The sequence below is a fragment of the Mycobacterium sp. genome (assembly GCF_035499775.1).
Lineage (GTDB): Bacteria > Actinomycetota > Actinomycetes > Mycobacteriales > Mycobacteriaceae > Mycobacterium.
Window position 1 is genome coordinate 1 of the sequence record NZ_DATJYB010000369.1, and the last position, 17,972, is coordinate 17,972.

Below are 17,972 nucleotides of genomic sequence, written 5' to 3' on the forward strand. Positions count from 1 at the left end.
ACCTCGGGGGTGGTCGCCGTCCACGACGCCCGCAACTCCAGCTGGTGGGCGCGCGGCGGCCCGGAGATGTCGCCGTAGCGCACCGACGTGGTGGCGGTCACCGTGCCGCCCAAGGCGGTCATCTGCTCGGTGCGCGCCTGAAGCGCGTCGACCAGCCAGCTCCATGCCACCTCCGGCAGCAAGGGGTCTACGGCCATGTGGGAGTCCAGGTCTGCCTGAATGTAGGCGACCAGGCGGATGGTGCCGTCCCAGGCGTCGGAGCCGTCCGGGTCGTACAGCAGGATCAGCCGGCCGAACGCATCGCCCTCGGAGCGCTCGGGGACGATGTCGAGGTCGGGATGTTTGACCTCGGCTCCCAGCGCGTAGCTAAAGGGCGCCAGCCGCTGCGGTGGCCGGATCGGTCCGAGCTCGATTTCAGGCCGCACGGTGACAGCGTTCATGGCCGCTACCGCTTCACGGAACGGGGCCGGTTCGGCTGCTGAAGTCACGATTGGACGGTAGACCCATCGGCCGACACGCCGCGACAGGCGCGCCGTTTCGTGCTACTGGGGGCCGAACCGCGCCGGGCGCTTCTCGCGATGCGCGGCGAGCCCTTCCCGCACGTCAGGGCCGCCGAACCCGATGAATTCCAGCCCGAGCGAGGTCTCGAAGGCCGGCGCGAACATGCGGTACCAGTAGTTCAGGCTGTGTTTGGTCCAGCGGATCGCCTGTTGTGCCCCGTTCGCCAGGCTCTCGGCCAGGCGTATCGCGGTGGGCAGCACCTCGTCGTCGTCGACGCAGGTGGAGACCAGGCCGATGCGCTCGGCTTCCTCACCCGACAGCGTCTCGCAGGTCAGCAGGTAGTACTTTGCCTTGGCCATCCCGACCAGCAGCGGCCAGCAGATCGCGGCGTGGTCGCCCGCGGCGACCCCGAGTTTGGTGTGCCCGTCGATGATCTTCGCGGTCCGGCCCGCCACGGAGATGTCGGCGAGTAGTGCGACCACCAGACCCGCGCCGACGGCCGGGCCCCGGATAGCGGAGACCACCGGCTTGTCGAGGTTGACCAGGTTGAGCACCAGATCGCGGGCCTCCCGCATGATGCGGACCCGGCCCTCGTAGTCGCCCATCGTCTCCTCGATCAGGTCGAAGCTGCCACCGGAGGAGAACGCCCTGCCCTCGCCGCGGACCAGGACGACCTTGACGTTCTTGTCGCGATCGATCACCGGCCAGATGTCGGCGAGGTCGCGGTGCATCTGCGGCCCGACCGAGTTCAGCCCGGGCGCGTCGAGGACCAGCGTGAGCACGCCGTTCTCGCCGGGTTCGCAGCGCAGGCTGGGAAAGTCGTCGTAAGTGAGTGGCATCGGGCCGATGTTACGGGGGAAGCATGGCAGCATGAAGGCCATATGAATGGCTCTCCGCGTACCCGTCGCGACCTTACGCAATCGCCCTATCTGGCCGCGGTCGCCGGCCGCAAACCCAGTCGAATCCCGGTGTGGTTCATGCGGCAGGCGGGCCGATCGCTGCCCGAATACCGGGTGCTGCGCGAACGGCACAGCATGCTGGCGGCCTGTTTCGAACCCGAAGTCGCCTGCGAGATCACCCTGCAGCCGATACGCCGCTACGACGTCGACGCGGCGATCCTGTTCTCCGACATCGTGGTGCCGCTGCGCGCCGCCGGCATCGATCTGGACATCGTCGCCGACGTCGGGCCGGTGATCGCGCACCCGATTCGCACCGCCGCCGCTATCGACGCCATGAAACCCCTTGACCCGCAGTCGATTCAGCCAGTGCTGCAGACGGTGGGGTTGCTGGTTGACGCGCTGGGCGATGTCCCGCTGATCGGTTTCGCCGGTGCGCCGTTCACGCTGGCGTCCTACCTCGTCGAGGGCGGGCCCAGCCGAAACCACGCCCGCACCAAGGCGATGATGCTGGCCGAGCCGGCGAGTTGGCATGCACTGATGACCAAGCTGGCCGACCTCACCATCGCGTTCCTGCGCGGCCAGATCGACGCCGGGGTCGACGCGATCCAGGTCTTTGATTCATGGGCGGGGACGCTGTCGCTGGCCGACTACCGCCAGTACGTGCTGCCGCACAGCTCGCGTGTTTTCGCCACGCTGTCCGAATACGGCGTGCCGATGACGCACTTCGGGGTCGGGACCGCTGAACTGCTGGGTGCGATGTCGGAAGCGGGTGCGACGGTCGTCGGCGTGGACTGGCGGACCGCACTCGCCGACGCCGCCGCCCGCGTGCAGCCCGGCACGGCGCTGCAGGGCAACCTCGACCCGGTGGTCGTCCTCGCGGGCTGGCCGGTGGTGGAACGCGCGGCCCGCGCCGTCGTCGACTACGGACGTCGCGCCGTGGACGCCGGCGCGGCCGGCCACGTGTTCAACCTCGGCCACGGAGTGCTGCCGGAGACCGATCCTGGCGTGCTGACCGAGTTGGTGTCGCTGGTCCACTCGCTATGACGCGCTCATATTGTGTTGTGGGCGGCGGTATTTCGGGGTTGACCGCGGCGTACCGGCTGCGGTCGGCGTTGGGTGACGACGCGAACATCACGCTGTTCGATCCGGGTGACCGGCTCGGCGGGGTCTTGCGCACCGAGCGGGTCGGCGGCCAACCCATGGACCTGGGCGCCGAGGCGTTCGTGCTGCGCCGCCCCGAGATGCCGGCGCTGCTGGCCGAGCTGGGCCTGTCGGGGCAGCAACGGACCACCACCGGCGCGCGACCGCTGATCTACAGCCAGGGCAAGCTGCACCCGCTGCCATCCGGCACGGTGGCCGGGATTCCGTCGTCGGCGGCGTCGCTGACCGGGCTGGTCGACGACGCCACGATCGCGCACATCGAGACCGAACCGGGCCGGCCTTTCAGCTGGCAGGCGGGTAGCGATCCGTCGGTGGCCTCCCTGGTGGCGGACCGGTTCGGCGAGCAGGCTGTGGCCCGGTCGGTCGACCCGCTGCTGGGTGGGGTGTACGCGGGCTCGGCGGCGACGATCGGGCTGCGTGCCGGGGCTCCCAGCGTCGCGGCGGCATTGGACCGGGGCGCGGGGAGCCTGACCGACGCGGTTCGCCAGGGGCTGCCGCCGGCCAACGACGGCCCGGTGTTCGGTTCGCTGCAGGGCGGGTACCGGATCCTGCTCGACGAGCTGGTTCGGCGCAGTGGGCTGCAGTGGGTGCGCGCCCGGGTTGAGAGCCTCGAGCCCGGCTGGACCTTGCGGGATGAGACCGGCGCCAGCTGGCACGCCGACGCGGTGATCCTGGCCGTCCCGGCCCCACGATTAGTGCAGCTGGTTGACGGCCTGGCGCCACGCAGCATCGCCGCCGCCAGCCGGATCACCAGCGCGTCGTCGGCGGTGGTGGCGCTGGCGGTTCCCGCCGATACCGCGTTTCCGCAGAATTCCGGCGTGCTGGTCGCCAGCGGTGAGCCGTTGCGGGCCAAGGCGATTACCTTGTCCAGCCGCAAATGGGGTGGTGGCGGGGACGTCCAGCTGCTGCGGTTGTCGTTCGGGCGCTTCGGCGAAGATCTGGCTGTCCGGGCGTCCGACGAAGAGTTGCTGGCCTGGACACAGGACGACCTGGCTGCCGTTTTCGGCGTGAATGTCGAGCCGTTCGATGTCCGCGTGCAGCGCTGGATCGACGCGATGCCGCAGTACGGACCGGGACATAGCGATCTGGTCGCGCAAGTTCGCGCCGGGCTGCCGCCGACGCTGGCCGTCGCGGGAAGCTATCTGGACGGCATCGGCGTGCCGGCCTGCGTCGGGGCGGCCGGCAAGGCGGCCACCAGCGTCATCGAGGCTCTGGATGCGCGAGTGGCACGATAGGTGCCATGCCCCGCCTCGACTATGACGCGTTGAACTCGACGCTTCGCTACCTGATGTTTTCGGTGTTCTCGGTACGACCCGGCGAGCTCGGTGAGGAGCGTGAGGCTGTCGTCGACGACGCCGCCACGTTCTTCAAACAGCAGGAGGAACGCGGCGTTGTGGTGCGTGGCCTCTACGACATAGCCGGACTGCGGGCCGACGCCGACTTCATGATCTGGACCCACGCCGAACGCGTCGAGGCACTGCAAGCCACCTACGCAGACTTCCGGCGCACCACCATGCTGGGGCGGGCCAGCGCGCCGGTGTGGAGCAGTGTGGCGCTGCACCGGCCCGCGGAGTTCAACAAGAGTCACATCCCGGCGTTTCTGGCCGGCGAGGATCCCGGCAACTACATCTGCGTCTATCCGTTTGTGCGGTCCTACGAGTGGTACCTGTTGCCCGACGAGGAACGCCGCCGGATGCTCGCCGAGCACGGCATGGCCGCCCGTGAGTACAAGGACGTGCGGGCCAACACGGTGCCGGCGTTCGCGCTCGGCGACTACGAATGGATCCTGGCCTTCGAGGCCCCAGAGTTGGATCGCATCGTCGACCTGATGCGGGAATTGCGGGCCACCGATGCGCGACGGCATACCCGCGAGGAGACACCGTTTTTCACCGGTCCACGGGTGGCGGTCGAGCAGTTGGTGAACTCGCTGCCATGACCGCCTTCGACCCGACCGACCCCACCCGTTTCGACGAGAGCTATCGCGACGACCGGACGTCGCACGGCTTGCCCACCGCCACGCCGTGGGACATCGGGGGTCCGCAGCCGGTGGTCCAGCAGCTGGTCGCGCTGGGCGCGATCAAGGGTGAGGTGCTCGACCCGGGCACCGGCCCAGGGCACCACGCGATCTATTACGCCTCGAAGGGTTATTCGGCCACCGGCATCGACGGGTCGGCCGCGGCCATCGAGCGTGCCCGCGAGAATGCGCGCAAAGCCGGGGTGTCGGTGAACTTCGAGCTTGCCGACGCGACGAAGCTGGAGGGACTGGACAACCGGTTCGACACCGTCGTCGACTGCGCGTTCTACCACACCTTCAGCACCGCTCCCGAGCTGCAGGCGTCTTATGTGCAGGCGCTGCACCGGGCGACTCGGCCGGGGGCGCGGCTGTACATGTTCGAGTTCGGGGACCATGACGTCAACGGCTTCAAGATGCTGCGGTCGTTGTCCGCCGACTCTTTTCGCGACGTGCTGCCCGCGGGCGGCTGGGAGATCACCTACTTGGGCACGACGACCTACCAGGTCAACGTGAGCGTCGAGTCGCTGGCGATATCAGTGGCGCGGAATCCCGACATGGCCGCGGAGGCGGAGAAGATGATGGAGCGGTTCCGGGCGATGGAGCCGTGGCTGGTCAACGGCAGGGCACACGCCGGGTTCTGGGAGGTGCACGCCACCCGGGTGGACTGAGCCGGCGTTGATGCCTCGGCGTCGGCGCCCCATCTGTCTCAGCCGTCGCCAGCGGAAGCCGGCCTCTCGCCGAACGTGAACTGGTTGCGGAAATCCGGCCGGATTCTCGCAACCACACACTCGCCGACGCTGAAAGCGGTTGGCGCTCAGGCCTCGTCGGGGACTAGGCGCAGCGAGATCGAGTTGATGCAGTAGCGCTGGTCGGTCGGCGTCGGATAGCCCTCACCGGCGAACACGTGCCCCAGGTGGCTGTGGCAGTTCGCGCACAACACCTCGGTGCGCGTCATCCCCAGCGCCTTGTCGGAACGCAGGATCACCGCATCCGAGCTCGACGGGTCGAAAAACGATGGCCAGCCGCAATGCGAATCGAACTTCTCTGTGCTGCGGAACAATTCGGCCCCGCAGGCCCGGCACTCGTAAATGCCTTGGGTTTTGGTGTCGGTGTACTCACCAATGAACGGCCGCTCAGTGCCTGCGCGACGCAGCACGTCGAACTCCTGCGGATTCAGTTTCTTACGCCACTCGTCATCGGAAAGTTGCACCTTCGGACGCGACAAGTCAGAAGTCATGCGTCCACGCTAGCGCGCTCGCGGTCCGCCGTCAGCCACGCCGGATCGATACCGTCGTCCAGCCGGTTGTCGGCCTTGGCGTCCAGATACCGGAAGTAGAGGACGGTGAACACCACGATCAGCAGCAGCGACCAGCCGTAGGTGATCTTCAGGTATTGCAGCGCGCGGCCATACCTCATCCACTTGAAGAGCAGCCAGTTGTCCAGCGTCAGGAAGCCATAGACGCCCAGCCACGCCGGCCAGTTGCGGATCAGCGAGTTCTGCAGCACCACCGTCATCAGGAACGGGAAAAGCATCATCGAGTAGTAGCCCTGGGCCAGCGGCAGCACCAGCCAGGAACACACCAGCAGCACGCCCGACGAGCTGGTGAACCAGAACCGCGGGTCCCGGGTGCGGTAATAGCGGTACAGCAGCCACATCGCGCCGATCGCCAGCAGCGTGAACAGAACCCGCAGGAACACGATCATCCAGGTGGGCAGGCCGAAGTACACGCCGTTGCCCTCGATCGAGCTGTTGAAGTAGTCACGCGTGCCCCCGATGTACGGCAGCGTTTTGGTGAAGAAATCCATCGGATGGCTGACCAGCGGCAGCGCCACCAGGTTGATCATGACCGGAACCACGATCGCGGTCACCCACGCCCGCCACTGGCGATTCAGGAAGGGCAGCAACAGCAACGGCCCGAGCACGGGTTTGAGCGTCAGCGTCAGCCCGATCGCCACGCCGGCCCACCACTGACGGCTGGCCCTGCCGTCCAACAGCCAGCGCAGGAACAGCATCTCGGCCAGCAGCACGCAACCGTTGATGTTGGTGAACACCAGCGTGCTGGTGACGCTTTCCGTGCAGAACATCGCCAACAGCAGGGCGGGGGCTGCCACCGAGGTCAGCGTGTAGTCGAACATCCGCAGCAGCAGGTAGGCGGCGACCAGGATTGCCACCGTGTTGATGCCGATGAACAGGTAGCGCGACGGCGACAAGGTCAGATACCCGAACGGGGCCATCAGCAGCGTGCCGCCCGGCGGGTACAGGTAGTGCGGGTCGACGTAGTCGAAATGCTCGTTGTAGATGTCCAGGCCGTGGATGAAGTTCCACGCTGCGCGGTGGACCGGCTTGAAGTCGTCGGTGATGTTGCCGTTGGCGGTGAGGATGACGCTGCGGTGTATCACTGACATGATGGCCAGCGGCCATAACACCGAGCGCAGCACCGTCGCCGTGCTCGGTGCACCGGTGCGGGGACGGAATCCGGCCTGTATCCAACCCCGCAGACCGGTTCGAGTCGAGTCAGCTGCCGTCACGAGCGAACCGTACACCAGGGCGCGTCAGCGCCTAAGAGCTCAAGTCTCAGGCGGGGCAGTAGGTGTCGGTTCCGGGCAGCTTGCCGCTGTCCAGGTAGCCGGTCAGCGGCGGGACGGCGCAGGGCGAATAGATGCTGGCGCCGTGGCCGATGCCCTGCCACATCACCCGCTTGCTGGCCGCGTTGGCGTTGATGATCGTGGCCGCGGACGCAGCAACGCCTTCAGAGCCCACGATCGGGTCGTTCTGCACACCCATCAACAGCACGTCGATCTTGAGATCTTTCGGCGGCGGGGACGGCGAACTACTCGGCCAGTGCACGCATTTGACCAGGTTGAGCGCCGCGACCGTACCGAACTGCGGATAGAGCTTCCCCCACGCGACCACCAGCTCGCGGACCCGGTCCGGAGTCGGGCGGTTGAGCGCGTCGCTGCAGCCGTTGACGAACTGGCCGTCTGAATCCTGGGTGGCGTCGGCGCGACTGATCAAGTTGGACAGCAGGTTGTTGTCGCCGGAGCGGGCGGCGGACAGCGCGTCGGACAGGGTCGTGATGGTGCTAGGCCCGCTGCCGGTGGGGTAGCCCAAGGCGGTGACGATGGCGTTCGCCACCGACGCCACCGAGATGCTGCGCGGCCCCCTAACGGAGCGGGCGCTGGCCAGCAAAGCGGTGACGGCGCCCTTCGGGTCGGGTCCGAGTGAACAGTTCAGCGCCACACACTGCGCGGCGAACGCGTCGAGGGCGGCTTGCTGGCCCTTGACGCGTTGCTCGGCGGCGCCTTCGGCGTTGATTCCCAGCGCAACGGGGGAGTCGAGGATCAGCCGGGCGACTTTGTCCGGTCGCGATCCGGCGTAGGCCAGCGCCACCTGGGCCCCGTTGCCGATTCCGAGCAGGGCCAGCGCGGGCACGTCCCAGAGGTTGCGCAGACGCTCGATATCCGAGCCCGCGAGGCTGTTGTCATACGCCGAGGAACCCGGTGCCAGGGCGTCGGTGCAGTTTGTGGTCGCGGTGTTCGACACTTCGGAGAGGTTGGCAACGGGGTCGTCGCCGGTCTTGAATTGCGCCTGATCGCGCATCGTCTGGCGGTCGTAGTGGTCGCGGCAATCGATGGGGCTCGACATGCCCATGCCGCGACGGTCGACGGCGACGATGGGACGGCCGCGGAGTACGTCGGCGCCGGCCCGCGACAGCCAGACCGCCAACTGCGTGGACGACGGCAGGTCCGCGCCGGTGGTCAAGACCAGGGGTCCCGCGTCGTGCGGCGTCTGAGCCGTGCGGGCACGGACCGCGCCGATGCTTAACGTGCCCGACCCGCCGTTAGCCGGGTCGAGGTCGGCGTCGTAAGCCGCGCAATCCAGTTGGACGCCGGCCGGCGCGGCGGTGATGCCCGCGTCGGCGAACACCCGCTTGGTGCAGTCACGCCAGGACAAGTCGTTCTTGGGCGCGGCGATCGGCGGCGGGCCGGCCGGCGGCGGCTTGGGGGTGGCCACGCCCTGTGGTTTGGCGCCGGAATTGGTGGCGAAGCGCGGGTCTGCGGCCAGGCCCGGGACGCAGCCGGACAGCACGGTGCTCACCGCGATCAGGATCGCAGTGGACGTGACGCGCCGACTCATGCCGACCACAGTAGCGATATCCCGGCCGAATCGGCCCCGTCAGGCCTTGACGTAGCGCGTGTACAGGTATCCGGCGTCGTCGGTGAGAACGTGGGCACAGCGCATCTCGGTCACCAGCTGGCCCGGGCCGGTCGCGATGCGGCGGGCCAGTCCGCCGACCAGACAGGGCGCGATTGTCAGGCACAGCTCGTCGAGCATGCCGCGCTGGATGAAGGACCCGAGCAGCATCGGGCCGCCCTCGGTCAGAATGCGGCGAAAGCCGCGCGCGTGCAGAGTCGCCAGCACAGCCGCCTCGTCGACCTTGGCCGGATCGTCGCTCGAGCAGTCGACCACCTCGGCAATACCGGTGAGCAGACTGCGCGTCGGATCGACGGCGGCCGTGCAGGTGAGCACCAGGGGCGGGACCTCGGTACGGGTGAACACGCCCATGTCCCGGTCCAGACGACCCGACTTGGTGACGATCGCCAGTTGCGGCACTTCGCTTTGACCGCGGGCTTGTCGCTGCTGGCGTTCCGGGATGCTCAGATGCGCACCGGAATAGTTCTCGATCCGCACGGTGCCGGCGCCGACCAGTACGACGTCGGCAAGCTCACGCAGCAGATTGAAGATGAGCTTGTCGCCGGGCCCCGCCATTGCGGCGGTGGCACCGTCGGCGGTGGCGCCGCCGTCCACGCTGCTGATGAAGTTCGCCCGCAACCAGATGCCGTCGGGTTTGGCGGGATAGCCGTACAGCTGGGGCAGTTCACCTTCGTCGACCTCGCGCCCGGATTCGAGCAGCGTCAGTGCGGGCATGGGTTTGATTGCAGCACGCCGCTACAGTGCGTGCATGCACGGGTCCACTTCCCACCAGGTGGCGCACCTGGTGGACCGGCACCCGAGCGTGTCGCCGGAGCGGCTGATCTCTCAGCTGCGCCCGCCGCCGACGTTCGCCGACGTGAGCTTTGCGACGTATCGCCCCGATCCGGCCGAGCCGACCCAGGCGGCCGCCGTCGCGGCGTGTCAGCAGTTCTGCGTTCAGGCGGTGCAGCGGCGCGCGGGCCGCAAAAAGCTGTTTGGCAAACGGGAGGTGCTGCCCGGTGTCGGGATTTATCTGGACGGCGGGTTCGGGGTGGGCAAGACCCACCTGCTGGCCTCGGCGTACTACCAGTTGCCCGGTGACGGGCCCGGTGCAACGCCCGCACCGAAGGCGTTCGCGACATTTGGCGAGCTGACCCAGCTGGCCGGGGTGTTCGGCTTCGTCGAATGCATTGATCTGCTGGCCGATTACACAGCGGTGTGCATCGACGAGTTCGAACTGGACGATCCGGGCAACACCACGCTGATCTCGCGGCTGCTCTCGTCGTTGGTCGAGCGGGGTGTGTCGGTGGCCGCGACCTCCAACACGCTGCCCGAGCAGCTGGGCGAGGGCCGTTTCGCCGCGCAGGACTTTCTGCGCGAGATCAACACGCTGGCAAGCATTTTCACCACTGTACGAATCGCGGGACCGGACTACCGGCACCGCGACCTGCCGCCGGCGCCCCAGCCCCTGTCCGACGAGCAGGTCAGCACCCGCGCGGCCGGTGTGCCGGGGGCGACCCTTGACGACTTCGACGCGCTGTGCGCGCATCTGGCCACCATGCACCCGTCGCGATATCTGACCCTGATCGAGGGTGTGAGCGAGGTGTTCCTGACCGGCGTGCACGCTATCGACGACCAGAATGTTGCCCTGCGCCTGGTGTCGCTCACCGATCGGCTCTACGACGCCGGCATCCCTGTGGTGGGCTCCGGGGCGAAGTTGGACACCATCTTCAGCGAGGAGATGCTGGCCGGTGGGTACCGAAAGAAGTACCTGCGCGCCACCTCACGGCTCTTGGCGCTGACGGCCCAGGCCTAGCTCGCCGCGCCTCGCCGAGCGTCACGCCGGCGTGACCCTCAGGGCACTAGCTCGCGAACCATGACGTAGTCGTTCTCGCGGCGATCTCCCACTTGAAACGTCCTGGTGCCGTTGATCTTAAAGCCACTCTTGAAGTAAAAGCGTTGTGCGCGAAGGTTTTCCTGGTTCACCCCCAGCCACACGCAACGGACGCGCCATTGGGCGGCAGTCGCCAGCGTGGTGTCCATCAACGCCGCCGCAACCCCGGCGCCGTGAAAGTCATTCAGCACGTAGAGCTTTGACAGCTCGGTGGCCGGGCGGGTCTGGACGGCCCGCTGGACGTCCGGGTCGTCGGTGATGCCGCGAATCAGCATCGCGTACCCGACAATTCGGCCGTTCTGCCGGGCGGTGAGCACCGCGCGTTGCGGGTCGGTCAGGTACTCGGCGAACCGTTCGGCGGACAGGTTGGTGTCGATGAACGACGCGATGTTCTCGGCAGCCGTTGTGGGCGGACACGCCAACGGGAAGGTAAGCGCGGCAACGGCGGCCAGTTCTTCGGCTTCGACGGAATCCGTCGCGGCGGTTTGGACGGCCAGCGTCAGAGGTTCCACTGCGCGAGGTGCTTGCCGGTCTTCTTGTCCAGCAGGACCACGTTGGTCACCAGATCGCGGTAGGCGTCCCAGTACACTTCGCCGCGCACTATCGAACCTTGCGGTGCGTTCACGATCACGTTGTCCAGCGAGTCGGGTGCATCGTTGGCCCGGGGCTTGTAGGCGTCGGCGTACGGCGTCACGCCGTCGAAGCTGAAGTTGGTGCCCATGATGAAGGAGTTCGGCACCCGCACAGCGTGGATCGCCACATCGGCGCGCTCCACGGTGCTGCCGGGAAAGCTCTTGACCGGGACGCCGCTTCGCGTGTAGCCGAATCCCGGCGGCGGGTCGCACGGCACCACGCTGGTGACGGTGACGTCGGCGACGTAGTCGCCGGTATCCACCCGGAGGGTGTCACCGATGTGACCGATCGGCGAGTCGCCGGCCCAGGCACGGGGAACAGCAACGATCGCAACGGTGACGAGGAAGGTGGTCATGACAGTCAGCCAGCGGTGCATCGTTGCCTCCTCGGCTCCTTCGACGACCTTCGCATGATTGCACACGCGCTCTGGCAAAGGGAGGGGTTCGACGTTGCCGCTCAGCCGCCTTTGACGGTCAGGGACTCCAGCGCGGCGGCCAGATCCGCCTCGACGCGTGCCTTGTCGACGCCGCACCGGTGCAGCGGACCCGCGCCGTCTTCGAGTTCGAGCAGCGCCAGCAGCAAGTGCTCGGTGCCGATGTAGTTGTGGCCGAGTCGAAGTGCCTCACGGAACGTCAGTTCGAGCGCCTTGCGTGCCGGACCGCTGAACGGGATGAGCGCGGGGACCTCGGCGGCGGCCGGTGGCAGGTTCACGGCCGTGCGCAGCGCATCGGTGTCGACGTGCTGCAGGTGGAGCAGGACGGTTGCCAGCGCGGCCGGGTCGCTGAGCAGCCCGAGCAGCAGATGGTCGGGCGTGATCTCGCTGTTGACGGCGTCGTGCGCGGCGTTCTGGGCGGCGACGACGGCGCCGCGGGCCCGCGGTGTGAAACGCGCGAAACCCTGCTCGGGGTCCACGGTCGCGGCTTCGGCACGTGGGACGAATCGCTTTTGGGCGGCCTGCTTGGTGACACCCATGCTCTTGCCGATGTCGGTCCAGGACGCGCCCGATCGGCGCGCTTGATCGACGAAATGCCCGATCAGGTGATCGGCGATCTCGCCCAAATGCTCAGCGGCCAGGACGGCATCGCTGAGCTGGTCCAACACGTTGCGGTGCACCAGTTTGATGGCGTTGATCAGCTCGTCGAGGCGGACGGGGTAGGCAATGGGGGTCGGGTCGGCCATAGCGTCAACAGTAGGTTGACGCCCAGATTGCGTCAACTCAAGGTTGACGCTGGCGGCGGGCCGGCGGCCGTTCGTCGCATTTGGGCCTCGGGAATGGCGTTGGCGCACAGTGCCATTCGTTGTTCATTTGAGATATTTCGTACAAGATGCGAGATCATCGCCTCTCTGGGACGATCAGTGCACTGTGAAACCCCTCTTCGTGACCCTGGCAGGTCTTGCCGCTACCTTCGGCATGGCCGTGCCGGCACACGCCGACGGCACCGACGACCAATTCCTCGCGACGGTCCAAACGGTCGGCATCAGCTTTCCGGACCGGGGGCGCGCGATAGCGGCCGGCAAATGGGTCTGCGAAAAGGCCGGCGAAGGCACCCAGATGGCGGATCTCGTCAAGATCGTTGAAAGCCAAAATCCTGCGCTCACCGAGGACAAGGCCGCCAAGTTCACCGCAATCGCGGCCAACGTGTACTGCCCCAAGGTGCTGGCGTCGCTGGGTGTGAACACCCCGTAGCCACCAGCGCGTTTCGGGGCCGTGCACACCAGGTGTGATCGATTTGTTACACCCCGGCTACCGGAGCCCGGTTAACGAAACCTGTCGTCAACATTTCAGCTTTACCATTCTGTGACTAATAGTGGGCCAGCTTTGGGGCATGCGAGAGGAAGGAAAATTTGGACTTCCTGCAGGCGCAGTTGATCGATCCGCTTAGCAACCTCCTGAACACCCACGTCCTTGTCTATCTGCTCATCGGTGTCGGCCTCTATTTCACGGTGCGCACCAGGTGTATTCAGGTCCGCTACTTCGGACGCATGTTTCGCCAGTTACGTAGATCCCACCGCCAAGACGGTGGGATTTCTTCCTTTCAGGCGTTCTGCGTCGGCCTGGCGTCGCGGGTGGGCACCGGGAACATCGCCGGTGTCGCCATCGCGCTCACCGTCGGTGGGCCCGGCGCGATCTTCTGGATGTGGGTGGTGGCCGCCGTCGGCATGGCCACCGCGCTGATCGAGGCCACCCTCGGCCAGATATTCAAGGTCCGCTCGGGCGACGGGGCCTACCGCGGCGGCCCGGCTTTCTACATCCAGCGTGGGCTGCGCTCGCGGGCGGGCGGCGTCATCTTTGCCGTGCTGCTGACGGTCGCGTTCTCGACTGCGTTCAACATGGTGGAGACCAACGCGGTCAGCGGCGTCTTGAAGACATCGCATGGCATCGACATCCGTTGGACAACAGTGGGTCTGGCGGTGCTGGCAGCGCCGGTGCTGTTCGGCGGGGTGCGCCGGGTGGCCGCGTTCGCCGGAAAGGTGCTTCCCACGGTTGCCGCGGTCTACACCCTGCTGGCGCTGGCGATCGTGGCGGTCAACATCACCGAGCTGCCGGGCATGATCGAGGAGATCATCGGCGGTGCGGTCGGAATTCGGCAGATGGCAGGCGGTTTCGCCGGCGGCATCGCGGCTGCGATGCTCACCGGGGTCAAGCGTGGCCTGTTCGCCTGCGAGGCGGGGTTGGGTAGTTCGCCCAACATTGCCGGCGCCGCGACGGTTGCCCATCCGGTGGAGCAGGGCCTGATCCAGTCGCTCGCCGTTTTCATCGACACCATGGTGATCTGCACCGCGACGGCGTTCATCGTGCTGGCGTCGGCACCCGAGCTTTACAACCCCGCTCACCCAGGTGAGGTCGCGGGCGCGAGCCTGACCGAGCAGGCCATCGCCGCAGACCTGGGCTCGTGGTCCACCGTGCTGATGACCTCGGTGGTGTTCTTCTTCGCGTTCTCCTCGGTGCTCAGCAACTACGTGATCGCCGAGGCCAACCTCTTCTTCCTGGGCGGGCGGCGGTTGGCGACCAACATCCTCAAACTGGTGACACTGGGTTCGATCGTGTTCGGGGCCATGTCCAAGCTCACGGTGGTCTGGGCACTCGCCGACCTGGCGATGGCGCTGATGGCGATCGCCAATCTGATCGCGATCTGCCTGTTGGGCAAGTGGGCCTTTGCGGCGCTGAAGGATTACCACCGCCAGGCCCTGCAGGGCGGGGAACCCGTCTTTGTGGCCAGCCAGGCCGACTTGCCCGGCGAGCTCGAGGGCGACATCTGGGAGATTCCAGAGCGCCGGCAGGTGGGCGCGCTGCCCGGAGCCGCGCCGCCGGTCCGTCGGACCCCAATCGGGTTGTCACGAGTTTCACCGGCGGCGTAGCCCGCGACGGCGACAAGTCGGCGTCGCTTACTGTTGAGCCCGTGCGAATAGCCGGAGTTGCTTGTGGCGCTGTGTCGGTCGGTGCGCTGCTCTGGGGTGGTGCGCGGGCGGTGGTCGCCCGGATCGAGCGAAACCCGGATCCCTTTACCCGCGAACGGCTTCTGGCTGAGCCGAAGGGCGAGGAGGTCCTGATCACCCGCCCGGACGGGACGGTGTTGCGGGCGCTGTCCGCGGGCCAGGGGCCGCCGGTGGTTTTCGTGCACGGTTACACCGCTCGAATCTTCGAGTGGAATTTCGTGTGGGATGAACTGCAGGCCAAGGGTTTTCGCGTGATCGCCGTCGACCAGCGCGGCCATGGGCTTTCCACGCTGGGCGCCGACGGCATCGGATCTGAGCCCATGGCGGACGATCTCGCTGCGGTGCTGCGGCACTTCGACGTTCGTGACGGTGTGCTGATCGGACACTCGATGGGTGGGTTCGTCACGATCCGCGCCATGATCGATCACCCTGACCTCGCGCGGCGGCTGCGCGGACTTGTGCTGTTTGCGACGTGGGCGGGACGCGTTCTGGATGGGGCACCACAGAACCGGTTGCAGATCCCGTTGCTGCAGTACGGCATCCTGCAAAAGTTGTTGCGCAACAAGACCGTTGCGGTGTTGTTCGGCGCCGCACAGTGTGGGACGCACCCGTCGCCGGCGATGATCTCGGCCTTCGTCGAGTCGTTCCATCAACACCTCGATGAACACGGGCCGTTGCTGCCGATTGTGCGGGCATTTTCCAGCGAAGACCGATATCCGCGCCTGGGTGAGATCGCCGTGCCGACCGTCGTGATGGTCGGCTCCGCCGATCGCACGACACCACCCAGTCACTCGCGTCGGCTGGCCGCAGGGATACCGGGAGCGCGGCTCGTCACCGTCCCCGATGCGGGGCATCTGCTGAATTGGGAAGCGCCCGACGAGCTGATCGAGGTGATCGAATCATTTCCGGCCTGAGCGGCGTCGAGTGGTTTACCGTCGGCACCCGAACGGGAAAGCCCGGGTGATGAGCCAGGCCACTCTAGTCAGCGAGGAACCACTGCTAGCGGATGTAGAGCGGCGCCTGATGCACGACTTCCCGAGCATTTCACCCGAGGTTGTGGATGCCCTCATCCAGCGGGAGCACGCCCGATTCGACGCCAGCCCGATCCGCAGCTACATCCCGTTGTTCGTCGAGAAGCATGCGCGTGAGCAGCTCCGGAACATCTACGCAGAGGCCGGGCTGAGCAGCTGACGCGGTTTTGTCCCGAAACCTCACCCGTGCGCGGCCGGGTGAGCTTGGGGACGGCATGCGTGAGTTCATGTTCGGCGTCGTGCGCGATGTGGTGTGCTTCAGCCAGGCTGAGTTTCGGGTCGACGTCGAGTTCGGCGTCGGCGTGCAGGTGGTGCCCGATCCAGCGCGTCCGGACACTGCGCACGGCTTCGACCCCGGGCCGGGTGGCCAGCGCGTGTTCGGCGGCATCGACTAACCGCGGGTCCACACCGTCGAGGATCCGGCGGAAAACGTCGCGAACCGCTGTGCGCAACACCGCCAGGATGGCCACCGTGATCACGAGACCGATGATGGGGTCGGCCAGCGGGAATCCCAGTGCGACACCACCGGCGGAAAACAGCACCGCTAGCGAGGTGAAGCCGTCGGTGCGAGCGTGCATTCCGTCGGCGACCAGTGCGGCCGACCCGATGCGGCGCCCGATTCGCATGCGGTAGAGGGCCACCCATTCGTTGCCGACGAATCCGACCAAGCCCGCCAGGGCGACCCAGCCGACGTGTGCGATCGGTTGGGGGTGAATCAGCCGCATGATCGCTTCGTAGCCGGCGATCGCCGCCGACAGCGCGATCATGGCGATCACGAAAAGCCCGGCCAGGTCCTCGGCACGGCCGAATCCGTAGGTGTAGCGACGCGTGGCGGCCTTGGTTCCCAGCGCGAACGCGATCCATAACGGCAGCGCGGTCAAGGCGTCGGAAAAGTTGTGAATTGTGTCGGCGGCCAACGCCACTGACCCCGAGATCACCACGATGACGATCTGGGCGATTGCGGTCAGCGCGAGAACCAGCAGGCTTATCTTGACCGCGCGGATTCCGGCCGCACTGGATTCCAGGGTGTCATCAACACTGTCGGCAGCATCGCGTGAGTGCGGGGCGAAGATCTCCTTGACCGTCGCGCGCAGACCGTGGGGGTGTCCCGCTGTGTCGTAATTGCTGCTCGCAGCCGCGGATTGGGTGCGCAGATGACTCATCGGGTGTTGGCCTTTCGTGACGCAAAGTCATCGGACCGTCGCCAAAGGTCAAGTTTCGCGCTGTCCGCCGTGATCGGTCAGCGGGCGGAGAGTTTGATACACATTTGCGGCGATGTCGACCGCCACGGCAAAGACCCAGCGAATCCGCCGTGCGGGTGGGGGATTGAACCGCTAGCATCCTGACTGTGGCAGCGACCGAAGGCTGTTCCTTCCGCCGTGTTCTGTCCCGATGCCAGCCCGCACGGTTAGCGTCCGCCCAATGACCGAGGCGCCGGAAACCGCACCCACACCGGCGGACACCACGCCATCGGGCCGCCTGGGCAGCGGCCGGGCCAGGATCGCAATTGCTGTTGCGGCGGTTGCTGTCATCGCCGCTGTTGTCACCATCCTCGTCATCGTTGGACATCCGTCATCGCAGAAGAGTAAATCGTCTCAGGTCGTGCTGCCTTTCATTGGCCTCCGCGATCCCTTCGGGGTGGCGGTGGACACCTCCGGCAGCGTGTACATCACCGACGCGAACAACAACCGTGTGCTCAAACTGCCGGCGGGGTCGACCAACCAGATCGTGCTGCCGTTTACCGACCTGAAGAACCCCTCGGGCGTCGCAGTCGACACCGCCGGCAACGTCTATGTCACCGACTACGGCAAATACGCGGCATTGAAGCTGCCGGCGGGGGCGACCAACCTGGTCCAGGTGCTGCCGTTCACCGGCCTGGCCAGTCCAACAGATGTGGCGGTCGACACCGCCGGCAACGTCTACATCGCCGACGCCAACACCAGCCGGGTGCTCAAACTGCCGGCGGGATCGAACACGCCGGTTGATCTGCCGTTCCCCGGCCTGAGAAATCCCTCGGGCGTGGCGGTCGACACCGCCGGCAACGTGTACGTTTCCGAATACTTCAACAACCGGGTGCTCAAATTGTCGGCGGGGTCGAGCACGCCGGTCGAACTGCCGTTCACCGGCCTGAGCTCTCCCGAGGGCGTCGCGGTGGACACCGCCGGCAACGTCTACATCACCGACTACTTCAACAACCGGGTGGTCA

At 66.7% G+C, this 17,972-nt stretch carries 19 protein-coding genes and 1 pseudogene; 10 read left to right on the forward strand and 10 right to left on the reverse strand.

What is annotated here, in order from left to right; genetic code table 11:
- Both VML93_RS22775 and VML93_RS22780 read right to left on the reverse strand, forming a co-directional pair.
- Nucleotides 1-440, reverse strand: a 440-nt coding sequence (locus VML93_RS22775) for a DUF3000 domain-containing protein (RefSeq protein WP_325614568.1), incomplete at its 3' end; no start/stop codon positions are given.
- 102 nt (nt 441-542) lie between these two features.
- Complete coding sequence (locus VML93_RS22780) at nt 543-1,340, reverse strand: enoyl-CoA hydratase/isomerase family protein (protein ID WP_325614550.1); 798 nt, start codon at nt 1,338-1,340, stop codon at nt 543-545.
- Nucleotides 1,341-1,382: 42 nt separating this feature from the next.
- On the opposite strand from VML93_RS22780, the gene hemE reads away from it, so the two are divergent.
- Genes hemE through VML93_RS22800 form a run of 4 tightly spaced genes read left to right on the forward strand, consistent with a single transcriptional unit; the run spans nt 1,383 to nt 5,243 of the window.
- Nucleotides 1,383-2,444: a uroporphyrinogen decarboxylase gene (hemE, locus tag VML93_RS22785; protein ID WP_325614552.1), complete on the forward strand. Its 1,062-nt coding sequence runs from the start codon at nt 1,383-1,385 to the stop codon at nt 2,442-2,444.
- On the forward strand, nt 2,441-3,796 hold the full coding sequence (locus VML93_RS22790; protein ID WP_325614553.1) for a protoporphyrinogen oxidase: 1,356 nt from the start codon (nt 2,441-2,443) through the stop codon (nt 3,794-3,796). The genes hemE and VML93_RS22790 overlap by 4 nt, the downstream gene beginning before the upstream one ends.
- Nucleotides 3,797-3,801: 5 nt before the next feature.
- Nucleotides 3,802-4,497: a hydrogen peroxide-dependent heme synthase gene (gene hemQ, locus VML93_RS22795; RefSeq protein ID WP_325614555.1), complete on the forward strand. Its 696-nt coding sequence runs from the start codon at nt 3,802-3,804 to the stop codon at nt 4,495-4,497.
- On the forward strand, nt 4,494-5,243 hold the full coding sequence (locus VML93_RS22800; RefSeq protein ID WP_325614557.1) for a class I SAM-dependent methyltransferase: 750 nt from the start codon (nt 4,494-4,496) through the stop codon (nt 5,241-5,243). The genes hemQ and VML93_RS22800 overlap by 4 nt, the downstream gene beginning before the upstream one ends.
- Nucleotides 5,244-5,389: 146 nt before the next feature.
- On the opposite strand, the gene msrB is transcribed toward VML93_RS22800, so the two are convergent.
- From msrB to VML93_RS22820, 4 genes are read right to left on the reverse strand one after another with little or no spacing between them, the layout of a single operon-like run.
- A complete protein-coding gene (msrB, locus tag VML93_RS22805) occupies nt 5,390-5,800 on the reverse strand; it encodes a peptide-methionine (R)-S-oxide reductase MsrB (RefSeq protein ID WP_325614569.1) in 411 nt (136 codons plus the stop codon).
- A gap of 8 nt (nt 5,801-5,808) precedes the next feature.
- The gene (aftC, locus tag VML93_RS22810) at nt 5,809-7,119 is read right to left on the reverse strand and encodes an arabinofuranan 3-O-arabinosyltransferase (RefSeq protein ID WP_325614558.1); all 1,311 of its coding nucleotides are present in this window, start codon (nt 7,117-7,119) and stop codon (nt 5,809-5,811) included.
- Between the two features lie 31 nt (nt 7,120-7,150).
- Nucleotides 7,151-8,731, reverse strand: a complete 1,581-nt coding sequence (locus VML93_RS22815) for an alpha/beta fold hydrolase (RefSeq protein ID WP_325614570.1) — start codon at nt 8,729-8,731, stop codon at nt 7,151-7,153.
- 21 nt (nt 8,732-8,752) lie between these two features.
- A complete protein-coding gene (locus VML93_RS22820; RefSeq protein ID WP_325614559.1) occupies nt 8,753-9,505 on the reverse strand; it encodes a pyrimidine reductase family protein in 753 nt (250 codons plus the stop codon).
- On the opposite strand from VML93_RS22820, the gene zapE reads away from it, so the two are divergent.
- On the forward strand, nt 9,504-10,586 hold the full coding sequence (zapE, locus tag VML93_RS22825; protein WP_325614560.1) for a cell division protein ZapE: 1,083 nt from the start codon (nt 9,504-9,506) through the stop codon (nt 10,584-10,586). The genes VML93_RS22820 and zapE overlap by 2 nt on opposite strands.
- A 38-nt stretch (nt 10,587-10,624) precedes the next feature.
- Here zapE and VML93_RS22830 read toward each other — a convergent pair whose 3' ends face one another.
- From VML93_RS22830 to VML93_RS22840, 3 genes are all read right to left on the reverse strand, one after another.
- On the reverse strand, nt 10,625-11,176 hold the full coding sequence (locus tag VML93_RS22830; RefSeq protein ID WP_325614561.1) for a GNAT family N-acetyltransferase: 552 nt from the start codon (nt 11,174-11,176) through the stop codon (nt 10,625-10,627).
- Nucleotides 11,164-11,673 carry a hypothetical protein gene (locus VML93_RS22835; RefSeq protein WP_325614562.1) on the reverse strand — a complete coding sequence of 170 codons (510 nt, stop codon included), beginning with the start codon at nt 11,671-11,673 and terminating at the stop codon, nt 11,164-11,166. Before VML93_RS22835 ends, VML93_RS22830 begins: the two co-directional genes overlap by 13 nt.
- Before the next feature lie 80 nt (nt 11,674-11,753).
- On the reverse strand, nt 11,754-12,476 hold the full coding sequence (locus VML93_RS22840; protein WP_325614563.1) for a Clp protease N-terminal domain-containing protein: 723 nt from the start codon (nt 12,474-12,476) through the stop codon (nt 11,754-11,756).
- 184 nt (nt 12,477-12,660) lie between these two features.
- Between VML93_RS22840 and VML93_RS22845 the strand changes: the two genes are divergently transcribed.
- From VML93_RS22845 to VML93_RS38680, 4 genes and pseudogenes are all read left to right on the forward strand, one after another.
- Nucleotides 12,661-12,984, forward strand: a complete 324-nt coding sequence (locus VML93_RS22845) for a DUF732 domain-containing protein (RefSeq protein ID WP_414686419.1) — start codon at nt 12,661-12,663, stop codon at nt 12,982-12,984.
- 158 nt (nt 12,985-13,142) lie between these two features.
- Entirely contained in the window at nt 13,143-14,657 is a 1,515-nt protein-coding gene (locus tag VML93_RS22850) for an alanine/glycine:cation symporter family protein (RefSeq protein WP_325614564.1), read from the forward strand.
- Nucleotides 14,658-14,698: 41 nt separating this feature from the next.
- Nucleotides 14,699-15,649: an alpha/beta hydrolase gene (locus VML93_RS22855; RefSeq protein WP_325614565.1), complete on the forward strand. Its 951-nt coding sequence runs from the start codon at nt 14,699-14,701 to the stop codon at nt 15,647-15,649.
- Between the two features lie 109 nt (nt 15,650-15,758).
- Nucleotides 15,759-15,830: pseudogene (locus VML93_RS38680) on the forward strand (hypothetical protein); the annotation flags it as partial.
- Here VML93_RS38680 and VML93_RS22860 read toward each other — a convergent pair.
- On the reverse strand, nt 15,802-16,929 hold the full coding sequence (locus VML93_RS22860) for a cation diffusion facilitator family transporter (protein WP_325614566.1): 1,128 nt from the start codon (nt 16,927-16,929) through the stop codon (nt 15,802-15,804). The pseudogene VML93_RS38680 and the gene VML93_RS22860 sit on opposite strands and share 29 nt — an antisense overlap.
- A 259-nt stretch (nt 16,930-17,188) precedes the next feature.
- Here VML93_RS22860 and VML93_RS22865 point away from each other — a divergent pair.
- Nucleotides 17,189-17,972, forward strand: a 784-nt coding sequence (locus tag VML93_RS22865) for an NHL repeat-containing protein (protein ID WP_325614567.1), incomplete at its 3' end; no start/stop codon positions are given.

What these genes read in the sequence shown, in the direction of transcription:
- VML93_RS22800 (WP_325614557.1), top strand. Translation starts at nt 4,494, where the DNA reads ATGACCGCCTTCGACCCGACCGACCCCACCCGTTTCGACGAGAGCTAT.
- zapE (WP_325614560.1), top strand. Translation starts at nt 9,504, where the DNA reads ATGGGTTTGATTGCAGCACGCCGCTACAGTGCGTGCATGCACGGGTCC.
- VML93_RS22840 (WP_325614563.1), bottom strand. Translation starts at nt 12,476, where the DNA reads ATGGCCGACCCGACCCCCATTGCCTACCCCGTCCGCCTCGACGAGCTG.
- VML93_RS22790 (WP_325614553.1), top strand. Translation starts at nt 2,441, where the DNA reads ATGACGCGCTCATATTGTGTTGTGGGCGGCGGTATTTCGGGGTTGACC.
- VML93_RS22835 (WP_325614562.1), bottom strand. Translation starts at nt 11,673, where the DNA reads ATGCACCGCTGGCTGACTGTCATGACCACCTTCCTCGTCACCGTTGCG.
- hemQ (WP_325614555.1), top strand. Translation starts at nt 3,802, where the DNA reads ATGCCCCGCCTCGACTATGACGCGTTGAACTCGACGCTTCGCTACCTG.
- VML93_RS22860 (WP_325614566.1), bottom strand. Translation starts at nt 16,929, where the DNA reads ATGAGTCATCTGCGCACCCAATCCGCGGCTGCGAGCAGCAATTACGAC.
- VML93_RS22780 (WP_325614550.1), bottom strand. Translation starts at nt 1,340, where the DNA reads ATGCCACTCACTTACGACGACTTTCCCAGCCTGCGCTGCGAACCCGGC.
- VML93_RS22820 (WP_325614559.1), bottom strand. Translation starts at nt 9,505, where the DNA reads ATGCCCGCACTGACGCTGCTCGAATCCGGGCGCGAGGTCGACGAAGGT.
- hemE (WP_325614552.1), top strand. Translation starts at nt 1,383, where the DNA reads ATGAATGGCTCTCCGCGTACCCGTCGCGACCTTACGCAATCGCCCTAT.